General features: G+C 74.6%; 3 protein-coding genes. 2 read left to right on the forward strand and 1 reads right to left on the reverse strand.

Going from position 1 to position 17,988, the window contains the following annotated elements; genetic code table 11:
* Positions 1–13 precede the first annotated feature (13 nt).
* Together ACZ58N_RS29810 and ACZ58N_RS29815 are read left to right on the forward strand one after the other, a co-directional pair.
* On the forward strand, positions 14–15,538 hold the full coding sequence (locus ACZ58N_RS29810; RefSeq protein ID WP_471165987.1) for an amino acid adenylation domain-containing protein: 15,525 nt from the start codon (positions 14–16) through the stop codon (positions 15,536–15,538).
* Positions 15,535–15,744: an MbtH family protein gene (locus ACZ58N_RS29815; RefSeq protein ID WP_281205492.1), complete on the forward strand. Its 210-nt coding sequence runs from the start codon at positions 15,535–15,537 to the stop codon at positions 15,742–15,744. The genes ACZ58N_RS29810 and ACZ58N_RS29815 overlap by 4 nt, the downstream gene beginning before the upstream one ends.
* 392 nt (positions 15,745–16,136) lie before the next feature.
* On the opposite strand, the gene ACZ58N_RS29820 is transcribed toward ACZ58N_RS29815, so the two are convergent.
* Entirely contained in the window at positions 16,137–17,978 is a 1,842-nt protein-coding gene (locus tag ACZ58N_RS29820; RefSeq protein ID WP_471166052.1) for an ABC transporter ATP-binding protein, read from the reverse strand.
* Positions 17,979–17,988: the final 10 nt, after the last annotated feature.

Here is a 17,988-nt window from a genome sequence, read left to right on the forward strand (position 1 = left end):
GGCCCTCTGAACGATGTTTGATGCCGCGTCCGACCGGATTCCCGCGACCGGGACTCCTGTCACCGGTGGGCAGTCAGGAATTTGGCTCGCCCAGCAGATCGAGCCCGACAGCTCGGCCTTCAACGTCTCGTTCACCCTGGAACTGCGCGGCGACGTCGACCTCGACCACCTGGCCGCCTCCGTGCGGCAGGTGGTCGAGGAGGCGGACTGCCTCCACGTCGTCTTCGGGACGGACGCGGACGGCAGCCCGCACCAGCTTCCGCACCGCTTCCCCGTCGAGGTCCCCGTCGTCGACCTGCGCGCGGAGGCCGACTCCGAGGACGCCGCCTGGGAGTGGATGCGCGCCCACCGAGTCCGCCCCCTGGACCTCGCGGCCGGTCCGCTGTTCTCGCACGTCCTGCTCCGCCTCGCCGACGACCGGGTGCTGTGGTACCAGTGCTACCACCACCTCGTCATCGACGGCCTGAGCATCGGCCTGCTCTCCCGTCGGGCCGGTGAGCTCTACACGGGCGCCCGGCCCGTCGCCCCCGTCGACTGGGACGTGAACCGCCTCGCGGCCTCCGAGCGGGCCTACCGGGCCTCCGAGGCGTACACCGTCGACCGGGCCTACTGGTTGGATCGCTTCGCCGACCGACCCCGGCCGGTCCGCCTCGTCGAGCCCGGCCAGAAGATCATCACGCGTCGCTTCCGGCGCACCACCGAACTTTCCGTGGCGGGCACCGACCGCCTCAAGGCCGCCGCCCAGGCCTCCGGCGTGCGGGTGTCCCGCCTGCTGGTCGCCGCCGTGGCCGCCTACCTGCACCGCACCAGCGGCGAGCAGGACCTTGTCCTCGGCCTGCCCGTCACCAGCCGACAGGACCGCTCCGTCCTGGGCGTCCCGGGCATGGTCTCCAACATCGTGCCGCTGCGGCTGTCCGTACGCCCCGGCACCACCGTCGCCGAACTGCTGGCCCAGACCGACGAACGGATCGGCGAGGCCGTCACCCACGGCCGCTACCGTGCCGAGGACCTGGCCAAGGAGCTCGGTCTCGTCGAGGGCGTGCCCGAGCTCGTCGGCCCCACCATCAACATCCTGCCGGGCACCGACTGGCTCCGGTTCCGCGACCACCACTCCGACCTGCGCCCGCAGTGGCTCGGCGCGGTCAGCGACCTCGCGGTCAGCGTCGGCGAGTCCGTCCGCGGCGCCGTCCGCGTCCTCTTCGACGCCGACGGCGACCAGTGCTCCGAAGAGGAACTCGTCGCCCACCAGGAGCGCTTCGGCATCCTCCTCGACGCCTTCGCCGAGGACCCCGCCCGGCCGATCGGGCACCTCGAACTCACCACCTCCGCCGAACGCGCCCTGCTGCTGGAGGACTTCGGCGTCTCCCCGAGCGAGTCCCCCGAGCTGTCCTGGCCCGCCGCCTTCGAGGCGCAGGTCCGCCGCGTACCGCAGGCCGTCGCCCTGGTCTGCGAGGACCGGGAGCTGACCTACGCCGAACTGGACGCCGCCGCCAACCGGCTCGCCCGCCTGCTCGCCGCCCGCGGCGTGGGCGCCGAGGACGTCGTCGGCGTGGCCCTGCCCCGCTCGCCCGAGCTCGTCACCGCCCTGCTCGCCGTGATGAAGGCCGGCGCGGCCTACCTGCCGCTGGACTCCGACCACCCGCAGGACCGCCTCGCGTACATGCTCCAGGACGCCGGCGCCCGTACCGTCGTCACCGCGCGCGAGCAGGCCGCGGGCCTGCCGGAACTCCCGGGCCTGGACACCGTCCTGCTCGACGGGCCCGGCACGGCCGCCGCACTCGCCGCGCAGGACCCGGCCCCGCTCGGCCTGGACGTGCCGCTCGACCGGGCCGCGTACGTCATCTACACCTCCGGCTCCACCGGCCGCCCCAAGGGCGTCGTCGTGCCCCACGACGGCGTCGGCAGCCTCATCGCCACCGCCACCGAGCGGATCGGCATCACCGAGGACAGCCGGGTCGTCCAGTTCGCCTCCGTCGGTTTCGACGTGACGGTCTGGGACCTGATCATGTCGCTGTGCGTCGGCGGACGGATCATCGTCGTCCCCACCGAACGCCGCGTCGCCGGCCCCGCGCTCACCGAGTACATCGCGGAGCACCGGGCCACCCACATGATCCTGCCGCCCTCGCTGGTGTCGGCGATGCCGCAGGACTGCGAACTCCCCGAGGGCGCCGTCCTCGTGGTCGGTACCGAGGCCGTGCCCAGCGAGCTCATCGCCCGCTGGTCGCACCGCCTGCAGATCGTCGTCGCCTACGGCCTGACCGAGGCGAGCGTCAACTCCACCCTGTGGCTCGCCCGCCCCGACTGGCAGGGCCCCGTCCCGATCGGCGAACCCGACCCCAACACCCGCGCCTACGTCCTGGACTCCGCCCTGCGGCCCGTCCCCGTCGGCGTCGAGGGCGAGCTGTACGTCGCCGGTCGAGGCCTGGCCCGCGGCTACCTCGGCCGCTTCGGCCTGACCTCCGAGCGCTTCGTCGCCGACCCGTTCGGCGAGCCCGGCACCCGCATGTACCGCACCGGCGACCGGGTCCGCTGGACCGCCGGGGGCAACCTCGACTTCCTGGGCCGCGCCGACGGCCAGATCAAGATCCGCGGCCACCGCATCGAGCCCGGCGAGATCGAGAGCGCCTTCATGGCCTGCTCGGGGATCGCCCAGGCCGCCGTCCTGGTCCGCGAGGACCAGCGCGCCGCCAAGCGGCTCGTCGCCTACCTCGTCGCCGACGCCTCCCTGGACGCCGCCGGGGCCGAGGCGGCCGTCACCGCCGCCCGCGCCGAGGCCGCGCAGGGACTGCCCGACTACATGGTCCCGTCGGCCGTGGTCCGCATGGACGGCCCGCTGCCGCTGACCCCCAACGGCAAGCTCGACGCCCGCGCCCTGCCCGACCCGCGGTGGACCGCGATGACCGGCGACGCGGCCCCCACCACCCCGGCCGAGACCGCCCTCGCGGGCCTCTTCGCCGAGGTCCTCGGACTGCCCTCGGTCGGCGTCCACGACAGCTTCTTCGAGCTCGGCGGCGACAGCATCGTCGCCATCCAGCTCGTCACCCGCGCCCGGACCGCCGGCCTCGCGATCAGCCCCCGCGAGGTGTTCCGCCTCCGTACCGTCGCCGCCCTCGCCCGCGCCGCCGGCGACGCCCCCGCACCGTCGGGGGACGCCGCGGAGCTGCCCGAGCCGTTCTCCCTGGTGCCGCTGACCGACGAGGACCGGGGCGAGTTCGCCGCCGGCATCGGCGAGCTGCTCGACGTGGTCCCGGCCACGCCGTTGCAGGAAGGTTTCTTCTTCCATGCGGTCATGGACCGCGACGGCGCCGACGGCTACGCCGTCCAGGACACCGTCGAACTCGGCGGCGACGTCGACCCCGAGGCCCTGCGGGCCGCCGTCCAGCGCCTGCTGGACCGGCACCCCCTGCTGCGCGCCGCCTTCCGCCAGCACCCCGACGGCCCCGTCGTCCAGGTCATCGGCGCCGACGTCGCCGTGCCGTGGCGGTTCACCGACCTGAGCGGCCAGGACGCCGACCGGCAGCGCGCCGCGGTCCGGGAGACCGCCGCCGCCGAGCGCGACCGCGGCTTCGACCTCGGCGCCCCGCCGCTGATGCGCGCGGCCCTGGTCCGGCTCGGCGCCGAGCGCTCCCTGCTGATCCTGACGATGCACCACATCATCGTCGACGGCTGGTCCGTCTCCCTGGTCATGCGGGAACTGCTCGACGGCTACCGGCCCGGCGCCCCCGCCGCGGCCACCACCGTCGACCCGGCCTACCGCGCCTACACCGGCTGGCTGGCCGGCCGTGACCGCGAGCTGGCCCGCGACGCCTGGCGCGACGCCCTCGCCGGACTCGACGCGACCGACGGACTGCCGTACCGCGCCGGGGAGACGGCCGGCGCCGGATCCGGCCGGGTCACCGTGGAGCTGACCGCCGCGCGGACCGAGGCGCTCACCGCCCGCACGCGGGGCCTCGGGCTCACCCTCGCCGCCGTCTTGCAGGGCGCGTTCGGCCTGGTCCTCGCCGATGTCCTCGGCGCCCGGGACCTGGTCATCGGCACCACCGTGTCCGGCCGTCAGGCGCCCGTCGAGGGCATCGAGTCCCTCGTCGGCCTGCTCATCAACACCGTGCCCGCCCGGCTGAGCGCGCGCCCCGAGCAGTCCCTCGCCGAGGTCCTCGCCGGCTTCCAGGACGGCCAGGCCGAACTGCTGGACCACCAGCACCTCGGGCTCGCCGAGATCCAGCGGGCCGTCGGCCGCGGCGACCTGTTCGACGCGCTCGTCGTGGTGGAGAACCTGCCCGACGCGGGTGACGTGTCCGACCCGCGGGGACTCGTCCGCGTCCTCGGATCCGAGATCGACGACTCGGTGCACTATCCGCTCGCCCTCACGGTGATGCCCGGCGAAACGATCCGCCTCCAGCTCGACCACGACCCGGCCCGCCTGGACGCCCGCGCGGCCGCCCGGTTCGCCGACCGGCTGCTCGCCCTGCTGGAGCAGGTCACCACCGACCCCGAACTGCCCGTCGGCCGGATCGCCACCCGGTCCGCGGACGAGCGGCGCACCACCCTCGCCGCCCTCGCCGGCGCCGAGCGGCAGCTGCCCGCCGGCACCGTGCACGGCGCGTTCGAGGAACAGGCCCGCCGGACCCCCGACGCGGTCGCCCTCGTCGACGAGGACGGCCGGACCTCGTACGCCGAACTCGACGCCCGCGCCGAGGCGCTGGCGCACCGGCTCGTCGCCCGCGGGGTGTCCGCCGAATCGGTCGTGGCCGTCGCCGTGCCGCGCTCCGCCGCCTCCCTGGTCGCCCTGCTGGCCGTCATGAAGGCCGGCGCCGCCTACCTGCCCGTCGACGTGGACTACCCCGCCGACCGGGTCCGCCACATGCTGTCCGACTCCGGTGCCCGCACCGTCGTCACCACCGGGCCCGCCCTGGCCAAGCTGCCCGTCCTCGACGCCGTCACCCCGGTCCTGATCGACGGGGCCGAGGCCGACGCCGGGAGCACCGCCGTGCTCGCGCCCGTCGACCCGGACGGCGCCGCGTACGTCATCTACACCTCCGGTTCCACCGGTCTGCCCAAGGGCGTCGTCGTCCCGCACCACGCCGTCGTCGGCCAGCTCGCCTGGACCGCCGCCGAGTTCGGCTTCGGACCCGGCGAGCGGGTGCTGCACCAGTACTCGACCAGCTTCGACCCCTCCGTCCAGGAGATCTTCGTACCGCTGATCACCGGCGGCACCGTCGTCATCGCCCGGCCCGACGGCCACCGCGACCCGGCCTACCTCGCCGAGCTGATCCGCGCCGAGCGCGTCACCAACGTCGACCTGGTGCCCTCGCTGTACACCGCCCTGCTCGCCGAGGAGACCGACGGCGCCCCCTGGTGGGCGAGCCTGCGCCGCGCCTTCAGCGGCGGTGAGGCACTGCCCGTCCCGCTCGCGCGGCGCTGGCAGGAGCGCACCGGCGTGCCCCTGCACAACGTGTACGGGCCCACCGAGGCCGTGATCCAGGTCACCAGCTGGCAGGCCGGCGCCGAATCCGCCGACGCCGCCACCGTGCCCATCGGTCGGCCCGTGTGGAACACCCGGCTGCACGTCCTCGACCGGTACCTGCGCCCGGTCGCCCCGGGCGAGCCGGGCGAGCTCTACCTCGCGGGCGCGCAACTCGCCCGCGGTTACCACGGACGCACCGCGCTCACCGCGGAGCGGTTCGTCGCCGATCCGTTCGGCACTCCGGGAGCGCGGATGTACCGCACCGGAGACATGGTCCAGTTCAACGCGGACGGCGTGCTCACCTATCTCGGGCGCACCGACCACCAGGTCAAGATCAGGGGAAACCGGGTGGAACTCGGCGAAATCGAAGCACGGCTGCGGGACGAACCGGCCGTCGGCGACGCGGTGGTCGTCGCACGCGACGACGAGCGCGGGGTCAAGCAGCTGGTGGCCTACCTGGTCCCGGCCCCCGGAGGCCGCTCCGAAGCCCTGGACACCGAGGCCGTGCGCGCCGCGCTGACGGCCAAGCTGCCCGCCCCCATGGTGCCCAGCCACTTCGTCGCCCTCGACGCGCTGCCGCTGACCCCCGGCGGCAAGACCGACCTGAAGGCCCTGCCCGCCCCCACGGTCCGCCGCAAGCCGGCCGCCCGCACCTCCCGCGAGGGACGCGAGCAGCAGCTCTGCGCGATCTTCGCCGAGGTCCTCGGCCTCGACGCGGTCGACGCCGACGAGGACTTCTTCATGCTCGGCGGCGACAGCATCCTGTCCATGTCCGTCGCGAGCCGGGCCCGCAAGGCCGGCCTGTCGGTCAGCCCCCGCGAGGTCTTCGAACACCGCACCCCGGCCGCCCTCGCGGCCGCCACCGGCGCCGCCGACACCGCGGCCGCCCCGGCCGCCGACACCGACGGCGTCGGCGACATCACCCTGCTGCCGATCGTCCACCAGCTCCGCGAGGACGGCGGCCCCATCGGCCGGTTCAACCTGTCGATGCTGCTCCAGTCGCCCGCGGCCGCCGACGCCGACACCCTGGCCCGGGTCCTCCAGGCCGTCCTGGACCACCACGACGGCCTGCGCACCCGCCTGACCCGGATGGACCTCGGCCCGGCCATCCCGGCCCTGTGGTCCGCCGTCACCACCCCGGCCGGCAGTGTCGACGCCGCAGCCCTGCTGCACCGCGTCGACGCCGGCGGGCTCGACGACGAAGCCCTGCGCGCCCTGATCACCGCCGAGTCCGACGCCGCGGCGGGCCGCCTCGACCCCGACACCGGCGCCATGGTCCGGGCGGTCTGGTTCGACGCGGGCACCGACACCCCCGGCCGACTGCTGCTCGTCGTCCACCACCTGGTCATCGACGGCGTGTCCTGGCGCGTCCTGCTCGGCGACCTCGCCGCCGCCTGGGACGCCGAGGTCCGGGGCCGACGCCCCGAGCTGGAGCCCGTACCCTCCTCCCTGCGCCGCTTCGCCCGCGAGATCGCCGAGCAGGCCACCTCCCCGCAGCGGCAGGCCGAACTCCCCTACTGGGCCAAGACCCTGGCCCCCGGCGCCGAGCTCGTTCCCGGTGCCGACCGGACCGGCACCGCCGGCGAGGCGCGGGACCACACCGTCACCCTCACCACCGACGAGACCCGCGCCCTGCTGACCGCGGTGCCCGCCACCGCCGGCGCCGACGTCACCGAGGTCCTCCTCGCCGCGCTGCGCCTGGCCGTCTCCCGACGCCGCGCCGACGCCGGTGGCGACCCGGCCGCCGACCTGCTCGTCGACCTGGAGCGCCACGGCCGCGACGGCACCTCCCTGGACCTGTCCCGCACCGTGGGCTGGTTCACCGGACTGCACCCCGTCCGGCTGCCCGCCGCCGACGGCGCCCTGGACACGCTCAAGGCCGTCAAGGAATCCGTCCGCTCGGCACCCGACTCCGGCGCCGGATACGGCATGCTGCGCTACCTCAACCCGCAGCTCGCCCCGGTCTTCGCCCAGCTGTCCACCGCCCAGGTGCTGTTCAACTACTTCGGCCGGCTCCCCGCCGACCAGACCGTCGACTGGGCGCCCGCCGCCGAGTCCGACGCCCTGTCCGTGGAACCGGACGCCGGTCTGGCCATGCCGTACCCGCTCCAGATCAACGCGGTCTGCGCGGACACCCCGAACGGCCCCGAACTGCGTGCCACCTGGACCTGGCCCGCCGGCCGGGCCCTGGGCGAGGACGACGTCCACGCCCTCGGACTGGCCTGGGCCGACGCCCTGCGCGAACTCATCGCCCAGGCCGCCGGATCCGACCCCGCCACCGGCTCCCTGACCCCCTCCGACCTGCCGCTCGTCCAGCTCACCCAGGCCGAGATCGACCGCGTCGCCCAGGTCAGCCCCGTCCCCGTCGCCGACATCTGGCCGCTGTCCCCCCTCCAGGAGGGCATCCACTTCCACGCCAGCTACGACACCGACGGCCTGGACGTCTACACCGCGCAGGACTGCTTCGACTTCGGCCACCGCCTGGACCTGGACCGGCTGCGCGCCGCCACCGCCGGCCTCCTCGCCCGGCACCCCAGCCTGTGCGCCGGCATCACCTCCGACGGCCTGCCCGCCCCCGTGCAGTTCGTCGGCCCGGCCGCCGAGGTCCCCGTACCGCTCACCGAGACCGACCTGACCGGCCTCACCGAGGAACAGCGCGCCACCCGCCTCACCGAGATCGCCGACGCCGACCGGCTCCGCCGCTTCGACCTGGCCTCGCCCCCGCTGTTCCGGCTCCGGCTGATCCGGCTCACCGAGAACACCGACCGCCTCATGCTCAGCCACCACCTGGTGGCCTGGGACGGCTGGTCCCAGTCCCTGTTCCTCGACGAACTCCTCGCCCTGTACGCGGCCGCCGGGGACGACACCGGCCTGCGGACCCCCGGCAGCTACCGCGACTACCTGAGCTGGCTCGCCGAGCAGGACTTCGACGCCGCCCGCGCCACCTGGGGCACCGCCCTCGCCGGACTCGACGAGCCCACCCTGGTGGCCCGCGGTCGCGGCGGCGAACCCACCATCCCGCGCCGGCACTCCCTCGACCTCGGAGCCGACCCCAGCGACCGGCTCCGCGGCACCGCCCGCGAACACGGCCTGACCATCAACGCGGTGCTCTCCGCGGCCTGGGCCCTGGTGCTGTCCGCCGCCGTCGGCAGCGACGACGTCGTCTTCGGAGCCACCGTCGCCGGCCGTCCGGCCGACGTGCCCGGCGCCGACACCACCATCGGCATGTTCCTCAACACCGTCCCGCTGCGGATCTCCCTGCGCCCCGAGGAGACCGTCGCCCAGCTGCTGCGCCGGGTCCAGACCGAGCGCATGGCGCTCATGGACCACGAGTACCTGGGCCTGGCCGAACTCCAGCGGGCCGGCGGCCACCCCGTGCTGTTCGACACCCTGTACGTGCTGCAGAACTTCGCCGACGAGGGCGCGTTCCGCGAGCTCACCGACCGGCACGGCATCACCGGAGTCGGCAGCGTCGACGCCACCCACTACCCGATGACCCTCATCGTCAACCCGGCCGAGCGCGTCCAGGTCAAGCTGGAGTACCGCCCCGACCTCATCGACGACGACCGGGCCGTTGCCACCCTGAGCCGCTACCGGACCCTGGTCGAGCGCCTCCTCGGCGACCTCACCGCCCCCGTCGGCACCCTGGACCTGCTGCTCCCCGACGAGCACGCCGACCTGACCGCCGCCTGGGCCGCCGCCAACGAGCCCGTACCGGACGAGACCGTCGCCGACCTCCTCGCCGGCCAGGTGGCCCGCACCCCGGACGCCGTCGCCCTCGTCTTCGGCGACACCGCCCTCACCTACGCCGAACTCGACGCCCGGATCAACCGCACGGCCCGCCTGCTGCTGGCCCGCGGCGCCGGCCCCGAGCGGACGGTCGCCCTCGCGCTGCCCCGCTCCATCGAGATGGTCGTCGCCCTGTTCGCGGTCCTGCGCACCGGCGCCGCCTACCTGCCGCTCGACCTGGACCACCCGGCCGACCGGCTCCGCCTGATGGTCGAGGACACCGGGCCGCTGTGCCTGCTGACCACCCTCGCCGTCGCCCCGACACTGCGCGCCGCATCCGGACCGCTCGCCCCCGAGGTCGCCCTGGACGACCCGGCCGTCGTCGCCGAGCTGGCCGCCCTGCCCGACACCGAGGTCACCGACGCCGAACGCCCCGCGTTCGCGCACGGCGTCCCCGGCCGGCTGGAGCACCCGGCGTACGTCATCTACACCTCCGGGTCCACCGGCAAGCCCAAGGGCGTCGTCACCCCGTACCGCGGCCTGACGAACATGCAGCTCAACCACCAGGTCGAGGTGTTCGACCCGGCGATCGCCGCCACCGGCGGCCGCCGCCTGCGCATCGCGCACACCGTCTCCTTCGCCTTCGACATGTCGTGGGAGGAGCTGCTCTGGCTCGTCGAGGGCCACGAGGTCCACGTCTGCGACGAGGAGCTGCGCCGCGACGCCGAGGCCCTGGTCGCCTACTGCGACGACCACCGCATCGACGTCGTCAACGTCACCCCGACCTACGCCCAACTGCTCATCGAGGAAGGCCTCCTCACCCACGACGAGGCCGCGGGCAAGCACCGCCCCGCCCTCGTCCTGCTCGGCGGCGAGGCCGTCTCCGACACCGTCTGGACCCGCCTCGCCGAGACCGACGGCACCTACGGCTACAACCTGTACGGCCCCACCGAATACACGATCAACACCCTCGGCGGATCCACCACCGACAGCACCACCCCCACCGTCGGCCGTCCCATCCGCAACACCCGCGGCTACGTCCTGGACGCCATGCTGCGCCCCGTCCCGCCCGGCAGCCCCGGCGAGCTGTACATCGCCGGCACCGGCCTGGCCCGCGGCTACCACGACCGGCCCGGCCTGACCGCCGAGCGGTTCGTCGCCGACCCGTTCGGCGCCCCCGGCGCGCGCATGTACCGCACCGGTGACCTCGTACGGCAACGCCCCGACGGCCTGATCGACTTCCTGGGCCGCACCGACGACCAGGTCAAGATCCGCGGCTACCGCATCGAGCTCGGCGAGATCGCCACCGCCCTGTCCGCGCACCCCGACGTGGCCCACGCCGCCGTCGTCGTCAACGAGCGGGCGGCGGGCAAGCGCCTGGTCGGCTACGTGGTACCCGAGGCCGGCGCCGAGCGCGGCGAGGCCCTCACGCAGAGCCTGCGCGAGCACCTCAAGGCCTCGCTGCCCGACTACATGGTCCCGGCCGCCCTGGTCGCCGTCGACACCTTGCCGCTGACCGTCAACGGCAAGCTCGACACCAAGGCCCTGCCCGCCCCCGAGTTCGCGGGCGCCGGCGCCGGCCGGTCCCCGCGCACCCCGCAGGAGGAGACCCTCTGCGCCCTGTTCGCGGAGGTGCTCGGCCTCACCGAGGGCGGCGTCGGCATCGACGCGAACTTCTTCGAGCTCGGCGGGCACTCGCTCCTCGCGACCCGACTGATCGCCCGGGCCCGCACCGCGCTCTCCGCGGAACTGGCCATCCGGGACCTCTTCGAGGCCCCGACCGTCGCCGAACTCGTCGAGCGCGCCGCCGGCTCGCAGGCCGACGCCCGCCCCGCCCTGGTGGCCGGCGAGCGCCCCGAGGAACTGCCCCTCTCCCACGCCCAGCAGCGCCTGTGGGTCATCCAGCAGCTGGAGGACACCTCCGCCGCGTACAACTTCCCGCTCGTCATGCGGCTGCGCGGAGACCTCGACGTCACCGCCTGGCGGGCCGCGCTGGCCGACGTCACCGACCGCCACGAGGCCCTGCGCACCCTGTTCGTCGAGCGGGACGGCCGGGCCCACCAGCGGGTCCTGCCCGCCGGCCGGTCCCAGCCGCCGGTCGAGCACCTGCGCGCCACCGAGGAGGAGACGGCAGCCCTGGTCGACGCGGCGATCAACCGGCCCTTCGACCTCGCCCGCGAACTGCCGCTGCGCGTCACCGTCATCGAGGTGGCGCCGCAGGAACACGTCGTCGTGATCCTGCTGCACCACATCACCACCGACGAGTGGTCGGACCGCCCCTTCCTCGGCGACCTGGCCGCCGCCTACGCCGCCCGCCGGACCGGCCGCGCCCCGCACTGGGAGCCGCTGCCCGTCCAGTACGCCGACTACGCGCTCTGGCAGCAGAAGCTGCTCGGCGACCCGGCCGACGCGCAGAGCCTGGCCGCCCGCCAGCTCGACCACTGGCACCGCACCCTCGACGGCGCCCCCGAGGAACTCGACCTGCCCACCGACCGGCCCCGCCCGGCGCGCCCCGCCTTCACCGGCGCCGAACTCGACATCGCGTTCGACGGCCGCGCCTACCAGGACCTGAAGCAGCTGGCCAAGGACAACGGCGTCAGCATGTTCATGGTGGTCCACGCGGCCGTCGCGACCCTGCTGCACCGCCTCGGGGCCGGCACCGACATCCCGCTCGGCTCGCCGATCGCCGGACGCGGCGACGAAGCCCTCGACGACCTCGTCGGCTTCTTCGTCAACACCCTGGTCCTGCGCACCGACCTCGCCGGCGACCCCACGTTCACCGAGCTGCTCGCCCGGGTCCGCGACACCGACCTGGCCGCTTTCTCGCACGCCGACGTGCCCTTCGAGGCGGTCGTGGAGAAGCTCAACCCGACCCGCTCGCTGGCCCGCAACCCGCTGTTCCAGGTGATGGTCGGCTACCACGCCCGCACCGAGGGCGAACTGGACCTGGCCGGCCTGGGCGTGGAGTACGTGCCCTTCCGGATCCGTTCCGCCAAGTTCGACCTCGTGTTCAGCTTCACCGAGCAGACCTCCGCCGACGGCGGGGCGGGCTCCCTGGTGTGCCGTCTGGAGTTCGCCACCGAGCTCTTCGACCAGGACACCGCCGAGCGGATCGGCGAACGCCTCGCGGTCCTCACCGGCGCCCTCGCCGCCGCCCCCGACCGGCCCGTGTCCGCCGCCCCGCTCCTGGTGGGCGACGAACGCGCCCTCGTCCTGGACGCCTTCAACGGCGGCCCCCGCGAGGTCGACGAGCTGTCGCTGCCCGCCCTGTTCGCCCGGCACGTCGCCGAGCGGCCCGACGCGGTCGCCGTCGTCGACCGCGACACCCACCTCGACTACGCCGCGCTGGACGCCCGGTCCAACCGGATCGCCCACCTGCTGGCCGCCCGGGGCGTCGGCGTCGAGAGCGTCGTCGGCGTGGCCGTGCCCCGCTCCGCGGACATGATCGCCACCGTGCTGGCCGCGCTGAAGCTCGGCGCCGCCTTCCTGCCGCTCGACCTGGTCCACCCCCAGGACCGGCTCGCCTACATGATCGAGGACTCCCGGACGACCCTGGTCGTCGGCACCGAGCCGGTGGCCGGGAAGATTCCCGCCACGGACGTCCCCGTCCTGCTGCTCGACGAGCCGGGCACCGCCGCCGACCTGGCCCTCCGTCCGACCACCGCGGTACCCACCCCGCAGGTCGCCCTGGACCAGGCCGCGTACGTCATCTACACCTCCGGCTCCACCGGCCGGCCCAAGGGCGTCGTCGTACCCCACGAGGGCATCTCCAGCCTCGTCGCCACGGCCGTCGACCGGATGGGCCTCGAAGCCGACAGCCACGTCCTACAGTTCGCCTCCATCGGCTTCGACGTGTTCGTCTTCGAACTCGCGATGGCGCTCTGCCACGGCGGTCGCCTCGTCCTCATCACCGACGAGGCACGCGTCGCCGGCCCGGCCCTCACGGACTTCCTGGCCGACCACGCGATCAGCCACATGATCCTGCCGCCGTCCCTGGTGTCCGCGCTGCCCGCCGGATGCGAACTGCCCGAGGGCTCCACCGTCCTGGTCGGCACCGAGACGGTGCCGCCGGACCTCTTCGAGCGGTTCGGCGCCACCGCGAACCTGATCTGCGCCTACGGCCTCACCGAGGCCACGGTCAACTCCACCCTGTGGCCCTCGCGCGGCGCGGAACTGCGGCCCGGCGCCCGCGTCCCGATCGGCGCCCCCGACCCCAACACCCTCGCCTACGTCCTCGACGACCGGCTCCAGCCCGTCCCGCCCGGCGTGGTCGGCGAACTGTACGTGTCCGGACGCGGGTTGGCCCGCGGCTACCTCGGCCGGTTCGGCCTGACCGCCGAACGGTTCGTCGCCGACCCGTTCGGCGCCCCCGGCAGCCGCATGTACCGCACCGGTGACCGGGCCCGCTGGCGCCGCGACGGGAACCTCGACTTCCTGGGCCGCGTCGACACCCAGGTCAAGATCCGCGGCTTCCGCATCGAACTCGGCGAGATCGAGGCCGCGCTCGTCGGACACCCGGCCGTCGGCCAGGCCACGATCGTCCCCGACCGGGTCGGCGACATCGTCCGCCTCGTCGGATACGTCGTACCGGAGAGCGGCCCGCTCGACCCGCAGGACGTCCGGGCACACGTCGCCGCGCAGCTGCCCGAATACATGGTGCCCGCCCTCGTCGTCACCCTGGACGGCCCGCTGCCGCTGACCCCCAACGGCAAGCTGGACCACAAGGCGCTGCCCGCGCCCGACTGGACCGGCATGACCGGCGGGGCCCGCCCGGTCGGCGCCACCCAGGCGAAGCTCGCCGGCCTGTTCGGCGAGATCCTCCAGCTCGACGAAGTCGGCGTCCACGACAACTTCTTCGCCCTCGGCGGCCACTCCATGGCCTCCATGCGCCTCCTCGGCCGCATCCGCGCCGAGTTCGGCGTCGAACTGAGCATCCGCGACGTCTTCGACGCCCTGACCGTCGCCGGCCTCGCCGCCAAGCTCGACGGCGCGGCCGCCGCCCGCCCGGCCCTGCGCCCCGCGGCCACCGGCACCGGCACCGCCGGACCGGCCCCCGCGCAGCGTTGGCAGTGGGAGGCGCACCGGCGGTGGGAGGGCTTCGACCACGGTCTGGTGCTCCGCTCGCCCGGCGCCCTGGACCCGGCGGCCCTGGCCGCCGCCCTCGACGACGTCGTCACCCGGCACGAGCCGCTGCGCACCCGCTTCACCGAGCGGGACGGCGCCGTACTCCGCGAACCCGCGGCCCACCCGACGCTGGAGACGGAATCCTGCGCCGACCTCGACACCCGGCTCGGGGAACTCGCCGCGCTGCACCCCGACCTGACGCACGAGGCACCGCTGCGGGCCCGGCTGCTCACCGCAGCCTCCGGTGAACAGGCCCTGCTGATCACCGCGCACTACCTCGCCGTCGACGAATGGTCCGTGGTCCCGCTGTTCCGCGACCTCACCGAGGCCTACGAGGCCCGTGAGCAGGACCGGGCCCCCGGCTGGGAGCCGCTGCCCGTCAGCTACTCCGACTACGCGGCCTGGGCCGAGCGGGTCATCGGCGACCCCGCCGACCCCGCCGGACTCGGTGCCCGCCAGCTCGCCTGGTGGCAGGAGAACCTGGACGGCGTCCCGGAACAGCTCGCGCTGCCCGTGGACCGGCCGCGCCCGCAGGCCCCGGACGTGCGCGGACCGGGCGGCGACTACGTCTCCTTCGTCCTGGACGAGCAGTTGCACGCCGACGTCGACGCCCTCGCCCGGTCCACCGGCACCAGCATGTTCATGGTGCTGCACTCGGCCCTGTCGGCCCTGCTCACCGCCCATGGTGCGGGCACCGACCTCCCGATCGGTACGATGGTCGCCGGCCGTGGCGAAGAGCAGCTCGCCGACCTCGTCGGCTGCTTCTTCAACACCGTCGTGCTGCGCACCGACACGGCGGGGGACCCCACCTTCGCCGAACTGCTCGGCCGGGTGCGGGAGATCACGCTCAGCGCCCTGGACCGGCAGGACGTCCCGTTCGACGCGGTCGTCCGTGCCACCGCGCTGCCCGACGGGGGACCGCAGGTCATGGTCATCCACCACGAACAGGCGGACCTCGGACAGTTGGAGGGCGGCGTGGGCTCCTTCCACGCGGTGCCGACCGGCTCGGCGAAGGCCGAGCTGACGCTCAGCTTCTACGAGCCGCGCGGCGACGGTCCGGTCCACTGCGAGCTGATCCACGCCACCGACCTGCTCGGCCGGGCCAAGGCCCGCCGGCTGGCCGAAGAACTTCACCGGTTGCTGCGCCATGTGGTGGCCGAGCCCGGACAGCCGCTCTCGGAGCTGTTCACCGTTATGTCCATGAGGAGTGAGAACGCATGACCACCAACCCGTTCGAGGACCCGCAGGGCCGCTTCCTGGTCCTCGTCAACGACGAGAACCAGCACTCGGTCTGGCCGGCCTTCGCCCAGGTGCCGGCGGGCTGGCGGACCGTCTTCGGTGAGGACACCCGGGACGCCTGCCTGACCTACGTCGAGACCAACTGGACGGACCTGCGCCCCGCGAGCCTGGCCGCCCAGCAGGCCTGATCCCGCACGCGCCACGACGCCGCCCGCGGCGAGGAACCCTCCTCGCCACGGGCGGCGTCCGTGCGTCCCGGCCTGCGGCGGGGGAGCGGCTGCCGCAGCATCCGTCCGCCCGGTTCCGCGGGCGCTCCCGCCCCGGCCCGCCGGGGGCGTGCTCCGGGATCCACCCGGGACACCTGTCCGGGCGCGCCCACTCGGGCCCGCGCCCCGGGCGTCGGGCGTCGGGGTGCCGGGTTGCCGGCACCCCGGGTTCCGGTGGTGGGTCGGGGCTCGGGCCCGGATGATCGGCACCGGCACGGTACCCGGTGCGAGTACGGAAAACGCCGCGCGTCCTTCCCGGGGAAGGACGCGCGGCGTTCGGGGGTCCGGTCCGGGGGCGTCGGCCCCCCGGAGGGTCAGGGTGTCGGTGCGGGCGGCACCGACGGGGCGACGGGCTTCCTCGGCGCGGGCAGCGCGTCGGACTCCGGGTCCCGGCGGCTGGCGGACCAGGCGTCCCAGAGGTCGGCGTAGCGCCCGCCCGCGGCGACGAGTTCGTCGTGCGTCCCGGTCTCGACGACCCGGCCCTGGTCGAGGACCACGATCCGGTCGGCGGTCGCGGCCTGGGGGAGCCGGTGGGCGACCATCAGGCCGGTCCGCCCCTCCAGGGCCCGCAGGGCCGCCGTCTCCAGGACGCGGGCGCCGGCGCTGCCCGCGTCGGCGGTGGCCTCGTCCAGGATCGCCACCGGCGGGTCGGCGAGGACCAGCCGGGCCAGGGCCAGGTGCTGGGCCTGCGTGACGGTGAGCCGGTGCCCGCCCTCGCCGACCACGGTGGCGAGGCCCTCGGGCAGCGCGAGCGCCCAGTCCAGCGCGCCCACCCGGTCGAGGGCCGCCCGCAGTTCCTCGTCGGTGGCCTCCGGCCCGGCCAGCCGCATGTCATCGGCCAGCGGCCCGGCGAACACGTGGACCTCCTGGCTGATCAGGGTCACCGCCCGGCGGATCCCGTCGGGCCCCAGCTCGGTGGCGTCGACGCCACCGAGGAGGATCGAGCCGCCGGAGGGCTCGTGGACGCCCGCGATCAGCTTCGCGAGGGTGGTCTTCCCGGCGCCGCTCGCGCCGACGAGCGCGACCCGCTCGCCGCTGCGGACCTCCAGGTCGACCTCGCGCAGGACCGGGTGCCCCGACACGTAGGCGTGGCTCAGCGCGCGGACCGTGACGGAACCGTCGGCCGGTACCGCCCGGCTCTCGGACTCGCGTTCGGCCGGCAGCTCGGACACGCCGACCAGGCGTGCCAGGCTCGCCCCGGCGGACTGCGCCTCGTCGATGAGGAACAGCGCCGCGTTGACCGGGTTGAAAAGGCTGTGGAAGTACAGGGCGGCCGCGGTCGCCGTACCGATGCTGACGGACCCGTTGTCGACGAGGACGAACCCGGTGACGAGGACGGCGGCCAGACCGATGAACTCGGCGAGGTTCAACCGCGAGAAGAAGCCGGACACGAGCCTGATGCCGCGCAGCGCGAGGTCGACGGCTTCCCGGGACCGCTGCTCCAGCAGCTGGGCGTGCGTGCCGCCGAGCCGGAAGGCGCGGACGGTGCGGACGCCGCCGATGCTGTCGAGGAGCTGGTGCTGGAGAGCGCCCGTCGCCACGCGGTGTTCGGCGTAGACGGAGGAGGCCCGGGGGACGTACCAGCGCACGGACAGGATGTGGACCGGTACGGCGAGCAGGACCGCGGCGAGGAAGCGCCAGTCCAGGACGGCCAGTCCGGCCAGGGTCAGCGCGATGGTGAGCAGGGCGACCGCGAACTCGGGGAGCGCCTGGCGCACCGCCCGGGCTATCACGGTCACGTCCCCGGTGACCCGGGAGGTCAGGTCGCCGGACCCGGCCCGCTCGACGCGTTCGAGGGGAAGTCGCAGGGCCCGGGCGATGAATCGTTCCCGCAGGTTCGCCAGGATCGTCTCGCCGAGCCGGGCGACCAGCGAGCTGCCGATCGCGCCGGCGACGCCGCGGGCGACCGCCACGACCAGCAGGAGGATCATCGGCACGGTGAGGGAGCCCGCTCCGCGCCGCTCGACGACGAGGTCGACGATGCGCCCGAGCAGGGGGGCGGTGAGCAGTCCGATGCCCGTTCCGAGGACCAGGACGGCCAACGCGGAGACGGCCAGCAGCCGGTGCCCGCGCAGCAGCGTGCGCAGGACGGCGAAGGTCTGGGCGCCGGTGGCCGTGGGCAGCAGCTCGCGTTCGCCGGTGCGGGATCCGGTCATCGTCCGTCCT

It is taken from the genome of Streptomyces sp. NPDC040432, from assembly GCF_055595445.1.